Origin of the sequence: Streptomyces sp. NPDC002896 (assembly GCF_040295225.1) — a bacterium.
Lineage (GTDB): Bacteria > Actinomycetota > Actinomycetes > Streptomycetales > Streptomycetaceae > Streptomyces.
The window spans coordinates 163,157-184,738 of sequence record NZ_JBEOVA010000011.1; the positions used below are offsets into that span (position 1 = coordinate 163,157).

At 68.4% G+C, this 21,582-nt stretch carries 18 protein-coding genes and 4 pseudogenes; 14 read left to right on the plus strand and 8 right to left on the minus strand.

Annotation, left to right across the window (positions count from 1 at the left end):
* Window positions 1-26: 26 nt before the first annotated feature.
* On the minus strand, window positions 27-1,232 hold the full coding sequence (locus tag ABT009_RS22280; protein WP_351297496.1) for an FAD-dependent oxidoreductase: 1,206 nt from the start codon (window positions 1,230-1,232) through the stop codon (window positions 27-29).
* A gap of 117 nt (window positions 1,233-1,349) precedes the next feature.
* Between ABT009_RS22280 and ABT009_RS22285 the strand changes: the two genes are divergently transcribed.
* From ABT009_RS22285 to ABT009_RS22305, 5 genes and pseudogenes are all read left to right on the plus strand, one after another.
* Window positions 1,350-2,270 carry a LysR family transcriptional regulator gene (locus tag ABT009_RS22285; protein WP_351297499.1) on the plus strand — a complete coding sequence of 307 codons (921 nt, stop codon included), beginning with the start codon at window positions 1,350-1,352 and terminating at the stop codon, window positions 2,268-2,270.
* Window positions 2,271-2,604: 334 nt separating this feature from the next.
* Window positions 2,605-2,772 carry a hypothetical protein gene (locus ABT009_RS22290; protein WP_351297502.1) on the plus strand — a complete coding sequence of 56 codons (168 nt, stop codon included), beginning with the start codon at window positions 2,605-2,607 and terminating at the stop codon, window positions 2,770-2,772.
* Window positions 2,765-4,057 carry an NAD(P)/FAD-dependent oxidoreductase gene (locus ABT009_RS22295; RefSeq protein WP_351297505.1) on the plus strand — a complete coding sequence of 431 codons (1,293 nt, stop codon included), beginning with the start codon at window positions 2,765-2,767 and terminating at the stop codon, window positions 4,055-4,057. Before ABT009_RS22290 ends, ABT009_RS22295 begins: the two co-directional genes overlap by 8 nt.
* Window positions 4,054-4,947 (plus strand): annotated as a pseudogene (locus ABT009_RS22300) (hydroxyquinol 1,2-dioxygenase). Before ABT009_RS22295 ends, ABT009_RS22300 begins: the two are co-directional and overlap by 4 nt.
* Window positions 4,948-4,991: 44 nt before the next feature.
* Window positions 4,992-5,207 (plus strand): annotated as a pseudogene (locus ABT009_RS22305) (3-oxoadipate CoA-transferase); the annotation flags it as partial.
* 110 nt (window positions 5,208-5,317) lie between these two features.
* On the opposite strand, the gene ABT009_RS22310 reads toward ABT009_RS22305, so the two are convergent.
* Both ABT009_RS22310 and ABT009_RS22315 read right to left on the minus strand, forming a co-directional pair.
* Window positions 5,318-7,639: an ATP-binding protein gene (locus ABT009_RS22310; protein WP_351297508.1), complete on the minus strand. Its 2,322-nt coding sequence runs from the start codon at window positions 7,637-7,639 to the stop codon at window positions 5,318-5,320.
* A gap of 209 nt (window positions 7,640-7,848) precedes the next feature.
* Entirely contained in the window at window positions 7,849-8,793 is a 945-nt protein-coding gene (locus tag ABT009_RS22315) for a LysR family transcriptional regulator (protein ID WP_351297511.1), read from the minus strand.
* A gap of 1,320 nt (window positions 8,794-10,113) precedes the next feature.
* Here ABT009_RS22315 and ABT009_RS22320 point away from each other — a divergent pair.
* Both ABT009_RS22320 and ABT009_RS22325 read left to right on the plus strand, forming a co-directional pair.
* A complete protein-coding gene (locus tag ABT009_RS22320; protein ID WP_351297514.1) occupies window positions 10,114-10,317 on the plus strand; it encodes a hypothetical protein in 204 nt (67 codons plus the stop codon).
* A gap of 544 nt (window positions 10,318-10,861) precedes the next feature.
* A complete protein-coding gene (locus tag ABT009_RS22325) occupies window positions 10,862-11,677 on the plus strand; it encodes an NAD(P)-dependent oxidoreductase (RefSeq protein ID WP_351297517.1) in 816 nt (271 codons plus the stop codon).
* Between the two features lie 89 nt (window positions 11,678-11,766).
* On the opposite strand, the pseudogene ABT009_RS22330 reads toward ABT009_RS22325, so the two are convergent.
* A pseudogene (locus ABT009_RS22330) lies at window positions 11,767-12,050 on the minus strand (IS630 family transposase); the annotation flags it as partial.
* 61 nt (window positions 12,051-12,111) lie between these two features.
* Here ABT009_RS22330 and ABT009_RS22335 point away from each other — a divergent pair.
* From ABT009_RS22335 to ABT009_RS22345, 3 genes are read left to right on the plus strand one after another with little or no spacing between them, the layout of a single operon-like run.
* Complete coding sequence (locus tag ABT009_RS22335) at window positions 12,112-12,333, plus strand: hypothetical protein (RefSeq protein ID WP_351297520.1); 222 nt, start codon at window positions 12,112-12,114, stop codon at window positions 12,331-12,333.
* Between the two features lie 13 nt (window positions 12,334-12,346).
* Window positions 12,347-13,432, plus strand: coding sequence for an S-(hydroxymethyl)mycothiol dehydrogenase (locus tag ABT009_RS22340; RefSeq protein WP_351297523.1), 1,086 nt, complete (start codon window positions 12,347-12,349; stop codon window positions 13,430-13,432).
* Window positions 13,429-14,061 carry an MBL fold metallo-hydrolase gene (locus ABT009_RS22345; RefSeq protein WP_351297526.1) on the plus strand — a complete coding sequence of 211 codons (633 nt, stop codon included), beginning with the start codon at window positions 13,429-13,431 and terminating at the stop codon, window positions 14,059-14,061. The genes ABT009_RS22340 and ABT009_RS22345 overlap by 4 nt, the downstream gene beginning before the upstream one ends.
* Before the next feature lie 373 nt (window positions 14,062-14,434).
* Here the strand turns inward: ABT009_RS22345 and ABT009_RS22350 are convergent, their stop codons facing one another.
* Entirely contained in the window at window positions 14,435-16,255 is a 1,821-nt protein-coding gene (locus ABT009_RS22350) for an IS481 family transposase (RefSeq protein WP_351297529.1), read from the minus strand.
* 72 nt (window positions 16,256-16,327) lie between these two features.
* On the opposite strand from ABT009_RS22350, the gene ABT009_RS22355 reads away from it, so the two are divergent.
* Both ABT009_RS22355 and ABT009_RS47460 read left to right on the plus strand, forming a co-directional pair.
* Entirely contained in the window at window positions 16,328-16,612 is a 285-nt protein-coding gene (locus ABT009_RS22355; protein WP_351297532.1) for a hypothetical protein, read from the plus strand.
* A pseudogene (locus ABT009_RS47460) lies at window positions 16,573-16,665 on the plus strand (DEAD/DEAH box helicase family protein); the annotation flags it as partial. The gene ABT009_RS22355 and the pseudogene ABT009_RS47460, both read left to right, overlap by 40 nt.
* A 41-nt stretch (window positions 16,666-16,706) precedes the next feature.
* On the opposite strand, the gene ABT009_RS22360 reads toward ABT009_RS47460, so the two are convergent.
* The 3 genes from ABT009_RS22360 to ABT009_RS22370 form a co-directional block, all read right to left on the minus strand.
* Window positions 16,707-17,642 carry a LysR family transcriptional regulator gene (locus tag ABT009_RS22360; protein ID WP_351297534.1) on the minus strand — a complete coding sequence of 312 codons (936 nt, stop codon included), beginning with the start codon at window positions 17,640-17,642 and terminating at the stop codon, window positions 16,707-16,709.
* Between the two features lie 400 nt (window positions 17,643-18,042).
* Window positions 18,043-18,567, minus strand: a complete 525-nt coding sequence (locus ABT009_RS22365) for a flavin reductase family protein (protein WP_351297537.1) — start codon at window positions 18,565-18,567, stop codon at window positions 18,043-18,045.
* A gap of 10 nt (window positions 18,568-18,577) precedes the next feature.
* The gene (locus ABT009_RS22370; protein ID WP_351297540.1) at window positions 18,578-19,780 is read right to left on the minus strand and encodes an acyl-CoA dehydrogenase family protein; all 1,203 of its coding nucleotides are present in this window, start codon (window positions 19,778-19,780) and stop codon (window positions 18,578-18,580) included.
* Between the two features lie 290 nt (window positions 19,781-20,070).
* Here ABT009_RS22370 and ABT009_RS22375 point away from each other — a divergent pair, with 290 nt between their 5' ends.
* Together ABT009_RS22375 and ABT009_RS22380 are read left to right on the plus strand one after the other, a co-directional pair.
* Window positions 20,071-20,868 carry an SDR family NAD(P)-dependent oxidoreductase gene (locus ABT009_RS22375; RefSeq protein ID WP_351297543.1) on the plus strand — a complete coding sequence of 266 codons (798 nt, stop codon included), beginning with the start codon at window positions 20,071-20,073 and terminating at the stop codon, window positions 20,866-20,868.
* 16 nt (window positions 20,869-20,884) lie between these two features.
* A complete protein-coding gene (locus ABT009_RS22380) occupies window positions 20,885-21,580 on the plus strand; it encodes an alpha/beta fold hydrolase (protein WP_351297546.1) in 696 nt (231 codons plus the stop codon).
* Window positions 21,581-21,582: the final 2 nt, after the last annotated feature.

Below are 21,582 nucleotides of genomic sequence, written 5' to 3' on the forward strand. Positions count from 1 at the left end.
ATCCTTCGTTCATCGCCACACCGGGTTCAGACGGCGAGCAGGGACGGGGTCTCCAACGTCTTCGTGAAGTACAGGCGCTCCGCGGCGAACTCGCGGTCGCGGGACATGCGCCGGAAGACCTCGAGGTCCTGGTCGAGCTTGACCGGATCGGAGGAGTGGAAGAGCAATCGCTTGTTCGCGGCAGCCCGCGGACTCGCCTTTTCCAGAAAGGCGCGGCGGCGGGCCTCCGCGTAGACGTCGAGAACGGTCTCGTCGGCACGTCCCTGAACCACCGCGCCGAGGGCCTCGTTCAGGACGTACGAGTCGAACAGACCCATCGTCAGTCCGAGCCCGCCGGCCGGATTGGTGGCGTGCGCCGCGTCGCCGGCGAGCAGCACCCGCCCCGCGCGGTAGGAGGACGCACTGCGCTGATGCATCCGGTAGGGCGAGATCGCGACGAGTTCCGTGCCTTTCCCGGCGTCCTCCCCGAACACGTTGGCGAGGAATCCCGGAAGACGCTCGGCCGCGGACTCCGCGGGCAGCGCGTCGTCCTCCATGTAGGTGTAGCGCCAGAGCCCGTGTTCGCCCGACTCGTCGATCTTGGCGATGATCGCACCGTAGACGTCGTCGACGTAGAACGTCGACTGCGCCCAGCCCGGGCGGTTGTCGGGGAAGCGCACGTTCGTCGCGACGAACCGTTCGGGCCATGTCATGCCGTCGAAACCGAGCCTGGTTTCACCACGTATCTTGGACCCGGCACCATCCGCACCGACGAGCCACTCGGCACGCAGAACCTTGTCGCCGCCTGCCGCGCGGACCGTGACCACGACCCCTTCGGAGTCCTGGGCGACCGCGGTGACCTCGTGGTCCCAGAGGACGCGGACGTTCTCGAACGTCTCCAGCCGCCGCAGGATCACCTGGGCCAGCGCGCCCTGTCCGAGGTGCAGGTTGTAGGGATGCCGCACCTTGCCGTCAAGCGCCTTGAGCCCGTACTCGATGATCTCGCCGGTCTTGTGCACTCGGTAGGCGTAGTCCTGTTTCAGGAACCCTGCCCGGCTCGCGTCGTCGAGGAGGTCCAGCCGAGCCAGGCCATCGAGTGTCGCCCAGTGGTAGACGATCGCCCGCGGGGAGTCCTGCAGGCCCGGCGCCCGCTCGATCACGGTGACGACGACGCCCTGCTGAGCCAGCCCGAGTGCGTTGAGGAGCCCGGTGGGCCCCGCTCCCACCACGATCACCTGTTGTTCTTCTCCCACCAGTCCTCCAGCCTCGGAAACCGTCGGTCGACGCGGACCGCGAGCCTCAGGTCACGATGCTGGAGAGTGAGCCATTGGTCCAATGTTGTTGATTTGGCGCTCCTATACACTGGATGCATGGATCTCCGCAGCATCAGGTACTTCCTCGCCGTGGCGGACGCCGGGTCCATTACGGAGGCGGCGAAGATCCTGCATCTCTCCCAGCCGCCGCTCAGCATGTCCATGGCGAAGCTGGAGTCGGAGCTCGGCGTCACCCTGCTGAACCGGATGCCTCGCGGCGTCACCCTGACACCGGCCGGCCGCTATCTGCAGGTCGCCGGCCAGCGCCTCATCGCCGAGGAGCAGCGGCTGTCGGCGACCTTGCGGGCGATAGGCCAAGGGCTCGAGGGGGAGCTGCGCGTCGGAGCCGAGCCCATGGGGCTGTGGCAGGTCGTGAGCACACGGGTCGCATCGTTCCTGGCCGAGCATCCCCGGGTGTCCCTCGAACTGATGGACGCGACGCCACAGGTTCAGCTCGAGAACCTTGCCAATGGCTACCTGGACCTCGCCGTGGTTCCCGTTCTGCCCCAGGAGCCGTTGCCGCCCGTCAACGACGTCGCTTTCACGGTGGAGATCGTTGCCACGCTGCCCTTGACCCTGATCGTGCCGCAGAGCTGGAATCTCAGCGTCTCAGAGCCTCTTCCCCTCGCGTCCTTGAGGGACAGGACGTGGATCCTGCCCGGAAGGCTGCCAGGTGCGAGAAGCCTCTCCAGGCTCATCGACGACCTCTTCACCGCCGCGGGCGGAAGTCCCACGAAGATCATCCCCGTCCCCACGGTGCAGACCGCTGCCACGTTGGTCGCCGCTGGTCTGGGCGTATCGGTGATGAGCGACGAGATGGCCGCGCACCACCCCGGAGTGGACCGGGTCCCCGTCGCCGGCGGCTGGCCCGAACTGCCACTGGGCCTCGTGCGGAGGCAGGACGGGATCGTGACCCCCATCGCCGAGCGGTTTGCCGCGCTCTTCGCGGCGGACGGGGTCGGCGAGCCGACCGGCTGAGCCGTTCATGCCGCCTCGAACAGGCTGCGCCGACCAGGGCCGAGTCACGCCGGCAGGAACGCAGGTGGCCCCCCTCGACCGGGAAACGGGCACGGGCCGCGACGCTCTGTGATCGCTGAGAAGACCTGTGCCCGGTACGGAACCTCCGCTTCGCCTGACCATCCGCCACGAAGCGCCGGACCTCCGCCATCAGCGCCTTCGCCGACGCCGCCACACCTCTCCGCGCCATCTCCTATGCACCTGACGCATGAAGCGGCGGAAGATCCCGGCGGTTCACACCATGCGGTCGGCACCGCACGATGGACGCACCCGGATCACGCACCGGAGGAGACCCGTGCCCAACTCCCGCACCGCCGATGACGACCACCTCGACGATGTCGTCGTAGGCCCGTTCCGACCGGGCGCCGCCTCCAGGACAGCGATCGCGACGGGGCAGCCCGGGGAGGCGTCCACCCGGACCGGACTCCTCCCCACGCTGCGGGAGCGTGGGACGCATGGCTGAGGTGCGCGGGGCGCTGTCCCGGGACGTCGTCATCATCGGCGCCTCGGTGGCCGGGCTGCACGCGGCTCAAACCGTAGCGAAGGTCGCACGAGAGCTCTCGGTCATGGTGATCGGCGAAGAGGTGCGGCCGCGGTACGACCGGCCGCCATCGCCGTGGACGGCTCTCACCCGGCCGACGGACCTCGACGCGACGACCCTGCGCTCGTTCGGGAGGCTTCGGGACGAAGGCGTGGACCTGCGCCTGGGCACCCGAGCGGTCGGCCTCGACGTCGATCGCCGGGAACTTCACCTGGGGAAGGGCACCGTCTCGTACGGGGCGCTCGTTCTCGCCTGCGGCAGCGAGCCCGCTGTTCCGGCGCTCCTGGCCGGTCGGCCGAAAGTCGTCACACTCGGGCGGCGGGAGGACCTTCTGTCGCTTCGTGCCGCGCTGGCCGACACCTCGGCATCCGTCGCCGTCGTCGGAGCGGGCTTCGCCGGTGGTGAGGTGACGTCGGCTCTCGCACGGAGCGGCCGCGCCGTCTCACTGATCGATGTCTCTCCTCAGCCGCTGGGCCGGTTCGGTGCGTTCGTGGCGGAGTCGTACACCGCCCTGCACGAGGAGGCGGGGGTGGCACAGTACTTCGGCGACGGGGTCGTCGACGTCCTGGAGGCCGGGCGTAACCGGTTCCTGCGGCTGAGCAGCGGAGCGCTGGTGCCGGCCGACGTGATCGTCGTCGGTGACGGGGGCCGGCCCTCGACCGGATGGCTGACGTCGTCCGGGCTCACCCTCCGCAACGGCATCGTCTGCGACGCGGAGTTGAGGGCGCACGAAGGCGTCTTCGCGGCCGGCGACGTCGCCCGTTGGTCCAATCCGCGCTACGGCACCCACATGCGTGGGGAGCACTGGACGAACGCCGCCGAACAGGGCCGCATTGCCGGGCTGAACGCGGCGAGATCCGTCGGCGGTGGGAGCACCGAGAGCTGCGCCACCGTTCCCTACCTCTGCTCCGATCAACACGGTGTGCGGATACAGTTCGCCGGTTTCCTCAGCGGGGACGAGAGGACTCTCACCCGACGGACCGCCGACGGCTCGATCGTCCTTTACGGCCGCGAGGACCAACTGGTGGGTGTACTCGCGTTCGAGCACCGCTCCCTGTTCGTCGAGTTGCGCACGCTGCTGACGGACACGGTGACGTGGGACACGGCCATGGAACTCGTCGGAGCCGCGATCAGCACCAGCCAGGACGAACCACGCGACCCGCGTCTTCGACACACCTCGCCCACGCAAGGAAGCGAGAGCCGATGACGTTCACCCATGAGCTCCCCGTCGAGCAGCGCGCCCGCGAGGACGCCCTCGTCCAGCGCGTGCTGAGCTCCTTCGACAACTGCGAGAACCCCCGGCTCGACCAGATCATGCGCTCGCTCGTCGGGCATCTGCACGCCTTCGTGCGCGAGGTCCGGCTCACCGAAGCGGAGTGGTCGGCGGCCATCGAGTTCCTCAACGCCGCGGGCCACATCACCACCGACACACGCCAGGAGTTCATCCTGCTCTCCAACGTGCTGGGCGCCTCGATGCAGACCATCGCCATCAACAACGAGGCGTACGGCGACGCCACGGAGGCCATCGTCTTCGGACCCTTCTTCGTCTAGGACTCGCCGCGCATCGACAACGGCGGCGACATCGCGTTCGGTGCCAAGGGGCAGCCGTGCTGGGTCGAGGGAACCGTCACCGATTCCGAGGGCAATCCCTTGCCTCACGCGCGCGTCGAAGTGTGGGAGGCCGACGACGGCTTCTACGACGTGCAGTACGACGACGACCGCGTGGCCGGGCGTGCCCATCTGTTCACCGACGAGGACGGCGGCTACCGCTTCTGGGCGGTCACGCCCACGCCGTACCCGATCCCGCACGACGGGCCCGTCGGCCGGATGCTCGCCGCCGTCGGCCGGTCGCCCATGCGCGCCTCGCACCTGCACTTCATGGTGACCGCGCCGGGCACTCGCCGGCTGGTGACGCACATCTTCGTACGCGGTGACGAGCTGCTCGGATCGGACAGTGTCTTCGGGGTGAAGGAGTCGCTGGTCAAGGACTTCGTGCGGCAGCCCGCGGGCACCCCGACCCCTGACGGCCGTCCGATGGACGGCTACTGGACGCGGGTCAGGTTCGACATCGCCCTCGCCCCCGCCGACGCGTCATGAGCGCGTTCGTCTACTCGGCCGTGCGGACGCCCTTCGGGCGGCGGATGACGCCCTTCACGACGTCCGGCGCGCCGAAGCTGGTGCCCGCGTGCACCTACCCGCTCACCGGTGTCGGCTGCGTCAGCCGGGTCTACACCGACCTCGCCGTCTTCGAACTCGGCCCCTCCGGCGCCAGGGTGCGGGAGACGTACGGCATCACCACCGCCGAACTTCGCACCCGACTCGACCTACCGCTGATGCTGGACCAGCCCGACACTTGAGGGCGCCCTCGCCGTCTGATCGTACGAATCCAGTGACGGTCCAGGACCGATGGTCATCGGTGACAATCCAGACGGCCGACGCTGTCCTGAACGAACTCACGCCGGCGGCTTCACTTCTTGCCCTCGAGCGCCTGGGCCGCCCATACGCCCGCCTCGGTTCGCGAGCGGAATCCGAGCTTGGTCAGGATGTGTTGGACATGGACCTCGACTGTTCTCGGGGAGAGCACGAGCTTGGTGGCGATGGAACGATTGCTGAGGCCCTCCGCGAGGAGCGACGCGACCTCCCTCTCCCTCGGAGTAAGTAGATCGGACGCCGGCACCGCGCCCTCCTGATCACTGCAAGTGGCGGCAGCACCACCGAGTGCGAGGCTCCTACGCCGGCCGGGTTCCAGACGCCGCCCGCTCTCGTGCAGACGTTGGAACGTGCTCTCCCCGAGCCGGTCCTGGGCGGCGCGTGTGATCGCCTCGTAGCGCGCGCCCAGCAGAGGCCCGAGAGCCTCGGTCTCGAGCGAGGTCCACAGCGCGGAGGCGACTCCCAGCAGTTGAGCCGCCTTCTTGGGGTCGCCGTTGTCGAGGGCTATGGCGGCCATCAGGTTGACGACGAGTGCCGTGCCGAGGTCGTCCCGGAAGCCGAGTTTGAGTTCGAGGCTCTGCTCGGCCAACTCACCGGCGACGGCCAGGTCCTGACGTGTCCATGCGTCGAAGGCCAGCACCCACAAAGCGTAGGAGCGGCCCCACGTCTCGCCCAGGCTCTCACTCCGTACGACGGCTTCCAGACAGGCCTCCGACGTCCCCTGGTGGTCTCCCAGCGCGCTCCTGAGGAACCCGAGCAGGAACAGCGTCATCATCAGCCCCTCCGCGTCCGACAGAGCCGTATGCCCTGCGCGGGCCACGTCGAAGGCTTCCCGGGCAGCCTGGATATCCCCCGACGTCATGGCGTACTGGCCGGTCCACGTGGCAACGTGCGCGGCCAGTCTCGGGTCCCCGGTCTTGCGCGCGATCTCGTCGGCCTTCTTCAGGAAGCCCTCGGCACTGGGCAGTTCACCGAGGAGCGATGCAACGGACGCCGCGGCCCAGAGTGCGTTGCCGAGTTCGACGGAATCGGTCGGGTCCGTCGCCAGTGCCCTTTCCAGCCACTGTCGGCCTTCGCGGAGATGGCCGGTGATCCAGTAGAAGCGAAGGCTTGACGCGAGCTCCAGCGCGTCACGGGAGCGGTCGGGGTCCCGGAGGAGCCCGTTGAATGCCAGTTCGAGGTTCGTGAAATCGGACTCCAACCGCTGCAGGGAATCGGCCTGGCCGAGGCCGAAGAAGTTCTTCGCCGTCTGCGTCGCCCATGCCCGGTAGTGCTCCACATGCGCGTTTCGAGCGTGGACGTAGTCCTCGCTCCCGCGGGCGCGCTCCAGGGCGAACTCCCTCAGCGTCTCAAGGAGCCGGTAGCGCATTTCTCCCCGGGTGAGCTCAGGGAGGAGGACCGATTTGGACACCAGGCCGTCGAGCGCGTCGAGGAGTTCGGTGCCCTCCAGGGGCGGAAACCCGCACACGGCTTGGATCCCCGCGAGATCGGGGCTGCCGCTGAACGCGGCCAGCCTCGCCCAGAGCAGCTGCTCCTCCGGGGAGCAGAGGTCGTAGCTCCACCGCACCAGCGCGTCGAGCGAGTGGTGGTGTGGTGTCGCGGTCGGGTCGCCACGATTCAGGAGCGCGAATCGATCGTTGACGCGGTCCAGGAGCTCGTTGACCGGCAGGGACCTCAGTCTCGCCGCGGCCAGCTCGATGGCCAGCGGCATCCCGTCCAGGCGGGCGACCAGTTCCGCGACCGACGACATCTCGTGCTCGGTGATCTCGAACTGGTCGTTGACGGCCTTGGCTCGCGCTTCGAGCATGGCCACGGCCGGATAGTCACGCAGCTCGTCCACGGTGATGTCCCGGTCCTTCGGAGGTACCGGAAGAGGACGGACCACGATCACCCGCTCACCCCTGATCCCCAGCGGCTCTCTGCTGGTGGTCAGCACACGCAGCTCGCCGGAGGCGGTGAGCAATGCGGAGACGAGTCGTTGGCATCCGGGGAGTACGTGCTCGCAGTTGTCCAGGACCAGGAGCATCGAGCGGCCGGCCGTATGACGGCGGAGTTGTTCCTCGGCGTCCATGGTCGGTGCGGCACTTAGCCCGAGGTTCGTCGCCACCGTTTCCGCGATGGTGTCCGGGCTCCGCTGGGCGCCCAGCTCGACGAACCACACCCCGTCTCGGAACGCCCGTTCGAGGTTGGTCGCCATCGCGGCAGCCAACGAGGTCTTGCCCACACCACCGGGACCGGTGAGCGTCACGAGACGGCTGGAAGAGAACAGGTCACGGGCAGTGGCGAGCTCACGCTCGCGCCCGAACAGATCGGTTGGAGGGGACGCCGACGGTCGAGAGGGGACTGCGTGCCTGCTCATGGAGGCCATTCTCCGCCGACACGCCACGCGGGCAAACCCGTCTGCGCCTACCGGTGACCGCCGCCCTGCACCCCACCGGTCGCGCAGGACGCCGGCGCGCCGCCGATCACTCGCTTCGGCGGCGTCCGGCCCGACCGGATCAGGAGGCGAACCACCCCGGAGTCTCGCTCCGAACGGTGGATCCCAAGCTGATTTGCACGGATCAGGGGTTACCCGCTTGCTGCAAGCACTCCCCCCAGAGCTCGCTCGCCCGACGGCAGCCCCGCCTGCGGCGCATGCTGCGAGCCCTTTGCGACGAACCTCAGGAAGCGTCGCGCGGCCTGCCCGCTCGGGCCGCCCCGCCGGGTGACCGCCCCGTAGTACCGGAAGGCGGGGTCACTGAACGGAATGCTGGGGAGCGGGGATCCCGGGCTGTGCCCTGGCCTTGATGCGGGCACGACAGCCACGCCCATTCCCGCCGCCACCAGAGCGCGGAGGGTGGAGAGCTCTGTCACCTCGATCGCGACACGGGGACTGAACCCTGTCTCTCTGCACAGGCGGTCCGTTACTTGGCGCAGGCCGAACCCGGCCCCGAGTGCGACCATCGGCTCGTGCGCCAGGTCGGCGAGCGCCACATGGTCGCGGCCCTCGAACGCATGCCCCGGAGGAACATCGAGGCACAGTTGCTCACGCCCGAGCGGAATCCAGTCCAGATCGTCCGCGGCCGGCTCGGGAGCGACGAAGCCGATGTCGATGTTCCCTTGGCGTACGTCGTCGACGACGGTCTCACAGGCGCCGCCGCGCAGCTCGAAGGACGTACTGGGCGCACGCTTGCGGTAGCGGCTCAGGAGGTCAGGTATCAGCCAACCACCGAATGAGTGTATGAATCCGAGCGACACCGAGCCTCGCTCCGGATCGACCAGTGCGGCGATCCGCTCCTCGCCTCTGTCGATCTCGTTCATGGCCCGTAGAGCGTGGGCCCGAAAGATCTCCCCGTACTTGTTGAGCCGCAGCCCGTTCCGGTGGCGGTCGAAGAGTTTCACGCCCAGCTTGCGCTCAAGCCGGGCCAACGCTCGTGACAGCGTCGGCTGGCTGATGTTCAAACGCAATGAGGCTTCCGTCATGTGCTCCGCCTCGGCCAGGGTGGTGAACCATTCGAGTTCGCGCAGTTGCATGGTTACCCTCCATAACCAGACGTGGCGGCACCAGACATGACACTGCGCCCCTGCATGACCGCGAACGCGGTCTCGGCGGCCCGTCGGACTGCCCACGGCAGTCCCTCTCCACGGCTTTCGGAGTCCCAGCCGATCATCGTGGTCACATCATTTCCGCATGAGTGCTTGTAGATGCGCTCCACGCTCCGCCTTCCCGTCGACTTCCACATTCGGATGAACACGTATCCACTACGTAGTTCGAGGACCTACGTACTCCGGTCCGGTCCCGGGGTGCGAACCACCGATTACCGCTGGTGATCTCCGTGTCCAGCCCGCCTGCCACCTCGGTGAGGGCCAGGAGCACCTGCGGGCCAGGCCGGCAGCGCCGCCGTCGGCACCGCGAGGGAAGGCGGACACCACGACAGCCTGCCGGGAGTGCGTCGTCGCGCTGGTCGACCAGCAGGCACGGCTTCCTGCCGGCTCCGCCCCACGGGGCGGTGGGCGGATCGGTTCGGCGCGTATCGCGCCGGGCGCCCGCTGTCATGTCGACAGGGCCGGACGTGCCACGCGGCGCGGGGCCACGAGTTTCGGCGGCACTCCTGTCAGACCGCTGCCGTCGGCCCACGGGCGTGCCACCAGCGAAACCGCGGTGCCTCGGTTTCCGGCGCCCGCGCCGGCAGGAGCGGTCCACCTGTGGCTTCCGACCCGGTGTCCCAGGGGCATCGCCGACGGGGGTGTGAGGTGCACCGGTCCGGAAGGCTGTGTCAGCGCCAGGTGCGGGCTTCGGCCGGCACGTCACCGACGGTGAGCGGTCGATGACCGCTGCCCTCCACGCCCCGCGTTCGCCGCTAGGGGCTGCTGCTGCGGTGCGCAGTTCACCGTGCCCTGGACACTGCGGCACCAGTCGGCTGAGCGTCGACGAGGTTCGTCGATGAGCGCAGCAGCTCTGTCCACGCTCCGCCCTGCGGGGTCTGCAACGGGAAAGGGCGGGGCGAACTCCACCGGGGCCGTAGCCGCGCGACCGGGAAGCCCCTCCTCCGGTCGCGCGATGCAACGACTACTGGAACGGCTCCTTGAACGCCTCCAAATCATGGACGACTTCCGGCACGTGCGGGGCGGGAACACGTTCGGCGGGGCCACCGCGAATCCGATCCTCGACCCTGTCGGGAACGGGTTATGCGTTTACTGCATCACCGGCATGAAGTTCCTGGTGAAGTTCCTGGTCTTTACACGTCACCAGAGTAATCCGCATGCTGGCGTGGTTTGCATCGCTGGGCGATGTCGGGGACGACATTCATCGAGCCCCGAGGCGGTGATGGGAGAGGCATTATGACAAAGTCGATGAGCGCCGTAACGTCGGATATCGACAACCCGGATGCCGAGTTGGTGGGCCGTGCCACGAGTTTGGTTCCGCTGATCCGCGAGCACGCGGCGCAGGGATCCGAGGCCCGTCGAGTGGCGCCGGAGGTGGTCAAGGCTCTGGAGAATGCGGACCTGTTCCACCTGCTGCTGCCCAAGCGATACGGCGGCCATGAGACAACGTGAGCGGTTCGGCAGCACCCGGCGAAACAAGCCCCATGATCCACGAGCGCCCCGAACCCCACATGCTCCGGGGACCGGGACCCGACTCGAGACCCACTTCGCAGACGTCCGACACCTCCCGCCCGGGACACCCGACTGCCGGTCCGCCTGACGGACCCCCGGCGTCGAAGACCCCGGCGCCTGCCGGCTCCGCGCCGGCCGGGAACGACTCGAAAACCCCACCGAGATCATCCCCCTCCCCGGCCGGACACCACGGGCCAAAGCGCTCAGCGAAACGCACGCGCCGCACGCGCACCGCACCGCCGAGCCACAGGTCCTCCGTGGACCAGAACAGCGGCCACCGCCGCCAGCCTCCCCCGTCCCGGGCCGGCAGAGACTCGAACCCAGGACCAACGCAGAGCCGCCACACACTCCAGTTCTGCCCGCGGCACCAGCCTTGCCTGATGACGCAGGAGACGGGCGACGCCTCCTTGCGTCGATCCCGAAGCAGATGCGACCCGCAACTGCTGATTGCCCACCGCAAGATGACTGACTCTGAAGGAGCCGCATGAAAATCGCAGTGCTCGGCCACACCGGAATGGGCGGCAAAGCCATATCCGACGCCCTCGTCGAACGCGGCCATGAGGTGGTCGGGCTCTCCACCCACGGCGAAAAGATCGCGTCGCGCCCCGGCCTCACCAGCCGCACGCTCGACATCTGGGACACCGAGGCCTTGACCGAGGCGCTCCGAGGACAGGATGTCGTGGTGTCCGCGTTTGCCGGGGGCCACACGATGGACCCGGCTGTCTTCTACCGTCACACGGAAGGGACCCGTCGCGTCATCAAGGCGTTCAAGAACGCGGGGGCCGGCTACCTCCTGTACGTCGGCGGGGCGGCCAGCCTGTACGTCAAACCCGACGTGCAGATGTTCGACGACGAGCGTTTCCCACACTGGTATTTCGGCACGGCACCCGCGGTCTTCCTCCACTGGCTCGGGGACATCACCGGGCAGGAGTTCTTCCACGAGGCCGCGGCCCGACGTGAGCGAGGCGAACTCGGAGAGTACGAGCTCGACCCCGTCGTCGAGGAGTACGTAAAGGCCTGGGACAAGGTGCCACTTCTGGAGGCGTGCCGCATCTCCCTGGATCTGTTCGTGGGACGCACCGACTTCACGTGGAGCTTCCTGTCGCCGCCGTGGCTCTACCGCCCCGGAAAGGGCAGTGGCACCTACCGTCTCGGTGTCGACTACATGATCTTCCACGACGGCGGCAGGCCCGCGGGCATCAACGTGCCCGACCTGGCACTGGCAGTTGCCGACGAAGCCGAGAGCCGCGTACTCGTACACAAGCACTGGACTGTGGCCGGCGATCAGCACGACAGCTGAGCCCTGACCACTGTGTACCACTTCTCGATCAAGTGCTCGAGGCCGCCCGCGTAGCGGGCGGCCTGACACCCGAAAGAACTGCGTAGCGCCTACTGAGCTCTACGGGGTGTTGTCGGTCGGCGTGTGAGTGTGAGTCCGGTGCCGCCAAGACAGCCATCGATGAGGTCCGGGCGGAGCTGGATGTGGCGCAGGCCCCGGCGAACGACGCGTTCGAGGTGTTCATCATCGATGAAGGCGGTGTTGGCCGGCGGTCCACGCCGTAACAGCGATCAGACACCCTCCATCGGATTCAAGTCCGGTACGTAGGAGGGAAGTTGACGATGGTGAGCCAGTCGTGTTCGGCGGCATACTCGCGCATCCCGGCGGCCCGGTGGTTGGCACGACCCAGACCGCTTCGACCTCACCCGTGACCCCTCGGTTACGTCGGCTTCGGCATGGGTCTGCACCAGTGCATCGGCCGGCACGTGGCCCGTCTGGAGGCCGAGGCACTGCTGACCGCCCTGGCCCGCCGCGTCGAGCGGATAGAACTCACGGGCACACCGCACCGCCACCCAACAACACCCTGCGCTCGTGGGCGTCCCTACCCTGCGCGTCCAGCCGACTCCCTGACCGGCCGTCGACATCAGCTCCGTCGCAGTCATCTCCGCGGAAAGTGAGAGGAACCCAGCAATGTCCCAGCAGGTACGAGGCGTCGTCGCGCGGGCGAAGGGCGAGCCGGTCAGCATCGAGACGATCGTCATCCCCGACCCGGGGCCGGGGGAGGCGGTGGTACGGATCCAGGCGTGCGGGGTGTGTCACACCGATCTCCACTACCGCGAGGGCGGCATCAACGACGAGTTCCCCTTCTTGCTCGGCCATGAGGCGGCCGGCGTCGTGGAGTCGGTCGGCGAGGGCGTCACCGACGTCGAGCCCGGCGACTTCGTGATCCTCAACTGGCGTGCGGTGTGCGGCCAGTGCCGGGCGTGTCTGCGCGGCCGGCCCTGGTACTGCTTCAACACCCACAACGCACGGCAGAAGATGACCCTCACCGACGGCACCGAGCTGTCCCCGGCCCTGGGCATCGGCGCCTTCGCCGAGAAGACCCTGGTCGCAGCCGGGCAGTGCACGAAGGTCGACCCGGCCGCGTCACCGGCCGCCGCGGGCCTACTGGGCTGTGGCGTGATGGCGGGCATAGGTGCCGCGATCAACACGGGCAACGTCGGCCGCGGCGACTCGGTCGCCGTCATCGGCTGCGGCGGTGTGGGCGACGCGGCCATCGCCGGGTCCCATCTGGCCGGCGCGGCGAAGATCATCGCCGTGGACATCGACGACCGCAAGCTGGAGACCGCCCGCGGCCTGGGCGCCACGCACACGGTCAACTCACGCGAGACCGACCCCGTCGATGCGATCCGCGAGCTGACCGGCGGCTTCGGCGCCGATGTCGTCATCGAGGCGGTCGGCCGCCCGGAGACGTACAAGCAGGCCTTCTACGCCCGTGACCTGGCCGGGACGGTCGTCCTCGTCGGTGTGCCCACGCCCGAGTTGAAGCTCGAACTGCCGCTGCTCGACGTCTTCGGCCGCGGCGGCGCGCTCAAGTCGTCCTGGTACGGCGACTGCCTGCCCTCGCGCGACTTCCCCCTGCTGATCGACCTGTACCTCCAGGGCCGTCTGGGCCTCGACGCGTTCGTCAGCGAGACGATCGCCCTGGACGGGGTCGAGGACGCCTTCGCCCGGATGCACAAGGGCGAGGTGCTCCGCTCCGTGGTCGAACTGTGACGGCCGCCCGTATCGAGCACCTGGTCACGTCCGGCACCTTCAGCCTGGACGACGGCACCTGGGACGTCGACAACAACGTGTGGATCGTAGGCGACGACGAAGAGGTGATCGTCATCGACGCCCCCCACGACGCCGAGGCCATCGTGGCTGCCGTAGGCGATCGGCAGGTCAGGGCCATCGTGTGCACCCACGGCCACGACGACCACATAGACGCCGCACCCGCGCTCGCCGACGCGACCGGTGCACCGATCCTGATCCACCTCGACGACCGGCTGCTGTGGAGACACACCCACCCGGACCGGAACCCGGACGGGTACCTCTCCGACATGCGCCGGATCAGCGTGGCCGGTATCGAACTGATCGTGCTGCACACTCCCGGGCACGCGCCGGGAGCGATCTCCCTGCATGCCCCGGCCCTGGGCACCGTCTTCACGGGCGACACCCTGTTCGCCGGCGGAGCGGGGGCCACCGGGCGGTCGTACTCCGACTTCCCGACGATCATCCGTTCCATCCGCGGCCGCCTGCTCGTCCTACCGCCCGAGACGGTGGTCCGCACCGGCCACGGAGAGCCGACCACCATCGGCGCCGAGGCCCCGCATCTCGACGAGTGGATCGGCCGGGGGTACTGAGACCGGTGCACTGCTGATCTCCGCCCCGAACGCCCAACGAAGGCTCCGACCCCGCTGGCCTGGCCACATGTCCTGTTATGCGGCGTCGAAGAACTGCACTTACGGCGCGCGAACGCGTTCGGGGCGCCTGGCAGCCGCAACGTGGGGGAAGCCACGCGCAACAGTGTTGCCACCCGACGAACACCAGGAAGCGAGAGCGTCATGAAATGAGACAAGAGTGTGGTCCGGCATCGGGCGCGCACTGAGCCGCTTCATGGCATCGCGTGGCGCACAGGTCCTGGTCGTCGGCCAACGGACCTTTGCCGCGATCACGCTCGGCAGCGGCACGAGACGCCCATCGCCACTCTCGCGCCACTTCTGTCGGTGTGGGGTCTCAGGACTTCCTTGACGGTTTGTCGTCAGGAGATCCTTGACGCTCCTTCTCGGTGCCCATGCCTTTGACGTAGAGCCTGGTGATCGGTCCGAGGCTCTTGCGGGGCCTGACCGCAAGTTCGTCCTCCCCGTGCAGGATCCGGTAGTGGGTGTCCTCGATGACGACGGTGACGATCTTTCCGGCATGCCGCGGGCCGAGCTTGATGAACTGCCCGTTGATCATGAAGCGGCCGCTTGCGTGCACCTTGCGCTGGGCTCGGATGGCCCCGGCCGGCAGGGGCGGTGGCGGCAGCGGGGATGTCGCTGTCCGTGCCCCGGGGATCTGCCCCAGACGGTCAGCGGGAACGGGGCAGGGCCACGTGCCCGTCAGTGCCTTGTCGGCGATGGCGTGCATGAGGTGGCCATCGAGGCGGAGGGTGATCGTGCGGCCGGCGAGGGCGAATCCGACTGGGTAGCGGCCCCCGGCCAGGCAGACGATCCCGTCGCGTAGGACCTTGCGGTCAACCTCGACCGGTTCGCCGGCCGCGAGGATGGCCGTGCCGCTGCGGGCCCTGGGCAGGGCTGCCGGTGCGGGCTCGAGACCAGCCGGGCGGGCGCCGTAGCGCATGGTCAGGTAGGCGATGTCCTCGGGCCGCAACCGGGACGGGACGGTGGTGACCAGGTGCCCGTCGAGGAGGAAGTGGACGCTGCGGTGGTTGGCCCAGACCGTCAGCGTCCGGCCGGCCAGTGCCTGGTGGATGCCGACTCGCTGCCTGCCCGTCACCAGGGTGATCTCGCCGCTGGGAGGCACCCGCACTTCGAACTCGACGGCGGTCCCCTGCGACGGCTGAACCGGCGGCTCCACGACCTCGATGGACAACTCTGGCTCAGCCACTGCCTGTTCAGGGGGCCCGTCACCGCTGCGGACCGGAGAATGGGGGCGGAAAAGGCTGATGGGGGTGGCCATATTCAGGGCCTGGTGCGGGCGCTGGTGGTTGTAGGCGTGCACCCAGCCGTCGATCGCTTCCTGGGCCGCGGCCAGCGACTCGAACGGCATCACGTGATCAAGGAACTCCTCGCGCAGTGTGCGGTGAAGACGCTCGATCTTGCCCGTGGTGGTGGGCGAGCGCGGCTTGGTCAGCCGCTGCGTGATGCCGTTCTCCCGGCAGATGCGCTCGAAGAGCACCTCCACCGGCTGGGGGCGGGTGTGACGGCCGGTGAACTGCTTGCCGTTGTCGGTCAGAACCTCGAAGGGCACCCCGTAGCGGCGCATCGCGGCGGTGAAGGCCGAGCACACCGCGCGGGCGCTGGGCACGGCCACGACGGAGGCGATCACGACGAACCGGGAGTGGTCGTCGATGCCGGTGACCATCTTGCACTCCCGCCCGTCGGCCAGCGGAACCCCGCCGACCAGGTCCATCTGCCACAGGTGCATGGGCGCCTCGCGCTGCCACCGGCGGTACTTGCGCGGATGCTGCTGTTCCTGCGTGCGGACCAGGCCGTTGCGGGACAGCACCCGGTGCACCGTGGCCCGCGACGGCGCCGCCTGCAGCCCGCGGCCGGCCAGCTCGTGGGCGATCCGGCGGGCACCCCACCGGGGATGCCGGCGGCGCAGTTCGCAGATCTCGGCTTCCACCTCGGCAGACAGGCGGGTGGGGCTGTTCCGCGGGCGCCGGGAGCGGTCCAGTAGGCCGGGCATGCCTTCCTGCTCGAACCGCTTCCGCCAGTTGTGCAGGGTCTGACGCGAGGTGCCGTATCGGGCCGCGACCTCACCGATCGGAGACCCACCGAGCACCTCGCGGACCGCCCGGTAGCGGTACTCGGCCAACTGCTGTACATCCACGGCTACTTACGCAAGCACCCCTACCCCACCAAGGGACGCGAGATCACGAACGTTCAGCCGAACGTGTCAACCATGTCCAGAGCACAAACGGTCAAGCATCTCCTGAGACCTCACACCGAGAACTTCAGGTGCCGGATCCGATGCATCCGGCCCCGCCCCTTCACCGCAGCACCCCGATGTCTTCCCGACCTGGCCGTCTCGGCCGCACCGTCCTGCGTGATCTGCCGGTCCACGAGCGGCGGCCACCGGCGCATCCAAGCCCAGCTGCACCGCTGGGGCGTCACTGCCGGCCTGGAACTGGTCCGCCAGCTCATGCTCGCGAGCTGGACCGTCTTCGGCCGGACCACTTCGACGTGATCGTGATCGACGAGTTCCACCACGGGACTTCACCGGCGTATCGGCACGCGGTGACCCGCCCCTCGGGCATCTGCTCGATCGCCCGGTCGGCCGGTCAGCCGGCCTCCGTCGCGACAGCGGCGACCTGCGGGACGGCCTCCCGCGCGAGCCCCACGTCCTTCCACCGCGCCGTCACGAACCCGAGGAAGCGCCGCGCGGCCTGCCCGCCCGGCCCTCCCCTGCGCGTCAGCATTCCGTACGGCCGGACCGCGGAGGGGTCGTCGATGGGGATGACAGGGGTCGGTGTCTGCTGCCCCGGCTGCGGTTCGGGAACGACAGCGACGCCCCAGCCCGCCGAGACGAACGGCGGAAGGGTGTACAGCTCCGTGGCCTCGATGACGATCCGGGGTGTGAAGCCCGCCTGCCGGCACAGGCGTTCTGTGACATACCGCAGGCCGTATCCGACCTTGAGCGCCACCATCGGCTCATCCTCCAGGTCGGCGATCGTGACGTGGTCGCGCTCCGCGAACCGGTGGCCTTCCGGAACCCCGAGACACAGTCTCTGGCTGCCGAGCGGGACCCAGTCGAGATCCTCCGCGGTCGGTTCCGGGGCCACGAAGCCGATGTCGATGCGGCCCTGTCGTACGTCGTCCGTCACCGCGTCGGAGGCCCCGCCGCGCAACTCGAAAGAGGTACGGGGGGTCAGCTCACGGTAGGGGTTCACCAGGTCCGGGATCAGCCACTCCCCAAAGGAGTTCAGGAAACCGAGTGACACCTGGCCCTGGTCCGGGTCGACGAGCGTGGCGATCCGCTCCTCCCCCTTGGACAGTTCGTTCATGGCCCGCATGGCGTGTGCCTGGAAGATCGCACCGTACCGGTTGAGCCACAGACGGTTCTGACGGCGGTCGAAGAGTTTCACCCCCAGCTTGCGCTCGAGCCGGGCCAGGGCCCGTGACAGGGTCGGCTGGCTGATGTTCAGCCGTGCGGAGGCGGCCGTCATGTTCTCGGTCTCGGCAAGGGTGTTGAACCACTCCAGTTCGCGCAGCTCCATGGTTCCTCCAGGTCTTGCGGCTCCATGGTCGGGACCATACATGTGCTGCATAGTTCCCTCAACAAGCGCGTCACGCCGGATTCGGGAAATTACCGCAACACCCTGCTGAAACCGAAGGGGCCGGTCGAACGTCCACGGAATCCCGGCGCTCCACCATGCGTTCAGCGCATCGCCGGAGCGAAGTTTCTGAGCCTTTGCTCCCGCTCGGACGCATCCGCGTGTCGGCGGCGACCAAGCACTCGTCCGTCCTGCGAACACCCACCCTCCACCGCACCGGCGGGGAGAAGGACACGTCCGGACTCTCCCCAAAGCCGCTGATCCGGACCCTGGAACGCCAGAACCCCGCGAGGGGCTGCCGCCCGATCGGGCGGCAGCCCCTCGCGGGGTGGAGCGCCCCTCTTCAGGAGGCGGTGTGGTCGTCCATGTCCACGAACCCGCCTTGCAGGAAGATCAGCGGTGGGTTGGAGGCGCGCAGCTCCATCGACTCGACGCGGCCGACGACCTGGTAGTGATCGCCGATGAGGTCGATCTTGGCGCGGGTGCACTCCAGGGTCACGATGGCATCCGACAGCAGCGGGACACCCAGGTCGGACATGTTCCAGTCCACACCCTCGAAGCGGTCCTCGGAGCGGCGGGAGAAGGCCCGGCACAGCTCGCTCTGGGCATGCCCCAGGATGCTCACGCCGAAGTGGTCGGCCGCGTACAGGTGAGGCCAGGTCGACGATGCCTGATCGACGAAGAAGGCGACCAGCGGTGGGTCCAGGGAGACCGAGGTGAACGATCCGACGGTCATGCCCACCGGCCGTCCCGAGCGGCCGGTGGCGGTCACCACGGCCACGCTCGTGGGGACGTGCCCGAGGACACGCCGGTAGGCCGCCCCGTCGCTGATCGCTACGCGGCCCTCGGTGGGAGAAGTCTCAGTCATGGTTGGCATGTCACAGCTCGATCAGGTGGTCGTTGTTGCCCAGCAGTATGCGGCCGTAGGCCTCGCGGCCGATGCCCGAGGTGACGTGCGCGTGCCGGTTCGCGATCTCCGAGTCGCGCCAGATCTGGCTGATGACGTTGCTCTCCGCGAACGAGCCGGAGCCGTTGGCCGTCAGCAGGAGGCTGATGGCCTCCTTGCACAGGTCTGCCATGACGCCTGTGTTGTTGCGGATCCGGGCGCGGGTCTCCACATCCGGTCGCCGGCCCTCGGCGCTCGCCGTGTCGATGTCGTGCGCGACACGCTGCATGGCCAGTTCGGCGAGGTGGAGTTTCGTCGCGGCGTCGGCCACGTTGAGCTGGTGGGTGGGGGACAGGCGGGCCTGGCGGTAGGCCGTGTTCGTCACCGGCTTGTCACCCAGCTTGGCGCGGGTGATCTCGAGCGCGTGGCGGGCCATCCCGAGCTGAGGAGCAGCGAGGATGACTGACGCCACAGAGCTGAAGGGCCAGGTGGCAACCCGGTCCTCCTTGTGGGAGGTCAGCCACTCGCCGCCGAACATGTTGTGCATGGGCTGGATCCGGTGGTCAGGGACGAACTGGTTGTCGACGACCACGGTGTCGCTGCCCGTGCCCTTGAGGCCGGTGACGAACCAGGAGGGCTCGATCCGGCAGGCGTCATGCGGGAAGAGCGCCATGGAGACCGGGTTCTCGTTGGGATCCTCGCGCGGGATGAGGAGGCCCAGGGTGATCCAGTCCGCGGCGAAGGAACCCGAGGAGTATGGCCAGCGGCCGCTGACCAGGTAGCCGCCCTCCACACGCTCGACCTGCGTGGTGGGGGAAAACGTGCCCGAGACGCGAGCGCGCGGGTTCGCACCGAAGACGTCCTGCTGGGCCTGGTCGGAGAAGGTGGACGCATAGCCGGCAGCCGACGAGAGGAGAGTGGTCACCCAGCCGGTGGAACCGTCTCCGCGCGACACCTCGGCCAGCGTCTCGAAGATCGTCGCAGCCGAAGCCTCCAGACCGCCCAGGCGCGCCGACACGAACAGCCGGAAGAGATCGGCCTTGTCCAGCTCCTTGATCACCTCCGGCGCGATCCTTCGGCTCTCGGCGCCCTGGCCGGCGTACTCGCGGATCATCGGCACCAGCGCCGTAGCGCGGGAGACGACCTCCGGATCCGGCCCAGTGGTCGTACACGATCCGAGAATTGACTGTGTCACGGCTTCCTCCACAGTGTGTCCAGGTAATACCGGTCACCCAGCAGCATGCGGAATTACGGCGAGCCGGAAAATGGCCAGGAAGTTCGTGATGGCCATGCGATACGCGCATGGTGTGGTCCACCACCCGTAAATGCGGGGGGCATGGATGCCATACGGGAAACGCATTGCCGGGCGAATTTTTTCGTCATTGATGTGTGCGATCACCGTGCGACACGCTGTGTGCTGCGGGTCGCAAGGACCTGTGCGGCTGCTCATGGTTCGCAGCCGGTGGAACGTCCTGGAGGAGTCCGGTGCTGTCAGCGCAGGGGACGGAAAAGAAAGTAGCCGTGGTGACCGGCGGCGCCGAGGGCCTCGGCGCGGAGATCGCGCACCGTCTCGCGAGGGAGGGCTTCGAGATCGCGCTGCTCGACCTCAACGGCGAGGGCCTGGAGTCGACGGCCGCCGCGATCCGTGGCGCGTTCCCCGAGCTCCGGGTGCTGACCATCAAGGCGGACCTGGCGGACGCCGCACTCGTCTCGGACGCGTTCGCCGAGGTCGAGAGTCACTTCGGCCGGGTCGACGCGCTGATCAACACGGCGGGCGGCAGCGGAACCGAGCCCGTCCACGACATCGAGGACCTCGCGCCCGAGATGTGGTCGCAGGTCCTGAACGCCAACGTGACCAGCGCGTTCCTGTGCAGCAGGATGGCGGTGCCGCTGATGCGCCGAAACGGCTTCGGACGCATCGTCAACTTCTCCTCGGCGGTGGCCGACGGACTTGCCGGGCCGTCCGGCACGGTCGGCGCGCGCCTGCCGTACGCGGCGTCGAAGGCTGCGGTCATCGGGCTGACGAAGCAGCTCGCGAAGGATCTGGGCAGCAGCGGTATCACGGTCAACGCGGTCTCGCCCGGATTGATCCTGCCGGAGCACGGCCGCGTGCGACGCGTGTTCGAAGCGCTTCCGGAGGAGGCCCAGGCGGCCACCTGCGCGGCGATCCCGGCGGGGCGTACGGGCACCGGTGCCGAGATCGCCGCCGCCGTCGCCTACCTCGTTTCTCCGGAGGCGGGGTTCACCTCAGGTTGCGTTCTCAATGTCGACGGCGCTGCGTGAGCCGGGAGGAGAGGAGATGCTGACCCATCCGCTGGTACTGATCCCCGCGCTCGGAGCGGACGAGCGCCTGTGGCAGCCTGTCGTCGAGCGTCTGTCCGGACACGTCGAATGCCGGGTGATCCGGGGCGAAGGCGCCTCGATCAAGGCGATGGCCGACAGTGTGCTGGAGAAGGCGCCGGAGAAGTTCCACCTCGCCGGTATTTCGATGGGCGGGTACGTCTCGCTCGATGTCGTACTGCGCAACACCGGCCGGGTCCAGGGCCTCGCCCTGCTCAACTCCTCCGCGATCGCCGCGGAGCCGAAGCGTCGGGACAACTCATTGAAGGCCATCGCGCTGGCGGAGTCCGGCGGGTTCGAGAAGGCCGCCGACCTGATTGCGGGTGCTGTGGCGCCCGACCGGCCCGACATCACCACGCTGGCAGGGAAGATGGTTCGCTCCCTGGGCGTGGAGGTCTTCAAGGACCAGCAGCTGGCGGTTGCCGAGCGGCGCGACCGGCGTCAGGAGCTGTCGACGATCGCGGTGCCGACGATGGTTCTGGTGGGCGACAGTGACCCGATCACACCGCCGCACCTGGGCCAGGAGGTCGCCTCCGGGATTCCTGGCACACAGTTGGTGACGCTCGAGGGCGTGGGGCACTTCTCCGCCCTCGAGGATCCCGATGGGGTCGCCTCCGCGCTGCTCAGGTGGCTGCTGCGGATCGAGGGAGAGTGAGC

Bases quoted from the DNA above. Each gene is read 5' to 3' on its own strand.
- ABT009_RS22285 (WP_351297499.1), top strand. From the start codon at position 1,350: ATGGATCTCCGCAGCATCAGGTACTTCCTCGCCGTGGCGGACGCCGGG.
- ABT009_RS22295 (WP_351297505.1), top strand. From the start codon at position 2,765: ATGGCTGAGGTGCGCGGGGCGCTGTCCCGGGACGTCGTCATCATCGGC.
- ABT009_RS22310 (WP_351297508.1), bottom strand. From the start codon at position 7,639: ATGAGCAGGCACGCAGTCCCCTCTCGACCGTCGGCGTCCCCTCCAACC.
- ABT009_RS22315 (WP_351297511.1), bottom strand. From the start codon at position 8,793: ATGCAACTGCGCGAACTCGAATGGTTCACCACCCTGGCCGAGGCGGAG.
- ABT009_RS22320 (WP_351297514.1), top strand. From the start codon at position 10,114: ATGAGCGCCGTAACGTCGGATATCGACAACCCGGATGCCGAGTTGGTG.
- ABT009_RS22325 (WP_351297517.1), top strand. From the start codon at position 10,862: ATGAAAATCGCAGTGCTCGGCCACACCGGAATGGGCGGCAAAGCCATA.
- ABT009_RS22335 (WP_351297520.1), top strand. From the start codon at position 12,112: ATGGGTCTGCACCAGTGCATCGGCCGGCACGTGGCCCGTCTGGAGGCC.
- ABT009_RS22340 (WP_351297523.1), top strand. From the start codon at position 12,347: ATGTCCCAGCAGGTACGAGGCGTCGTCGCGCGGGCGAAGGGCGAGCCG.
- ABT009_RS22355 (WP_351297532.1), top strand. From the start codon at position 16,328: ATGTCCAGAGCACAAACGGTCAAGCATCTCCTGAGACCTCACACCGAG.
- ABT009_RS22360 (WP_351297534.1), bottom strand. From the start codon at position 17,642: ATGGAGCTGCGCGAACTGGAGTGGTTCAACACCCTTGCCGAGACCGAG.
- ABT009_RS22365 (WP_351297537.1), bottom strand. From the start codon at position 18,567: ATGACTGAGACTTCTCCCACCGAGGGCCGCGTAGCGATCAGCGACGGG.
- ABT009_RS22380 (WP_351297546.1), top strand. From the start codon at position 20,885: ATGCTGACCCATCCGCTGGTACTGATCCCCGCGCTCGGAGCGGACGAG.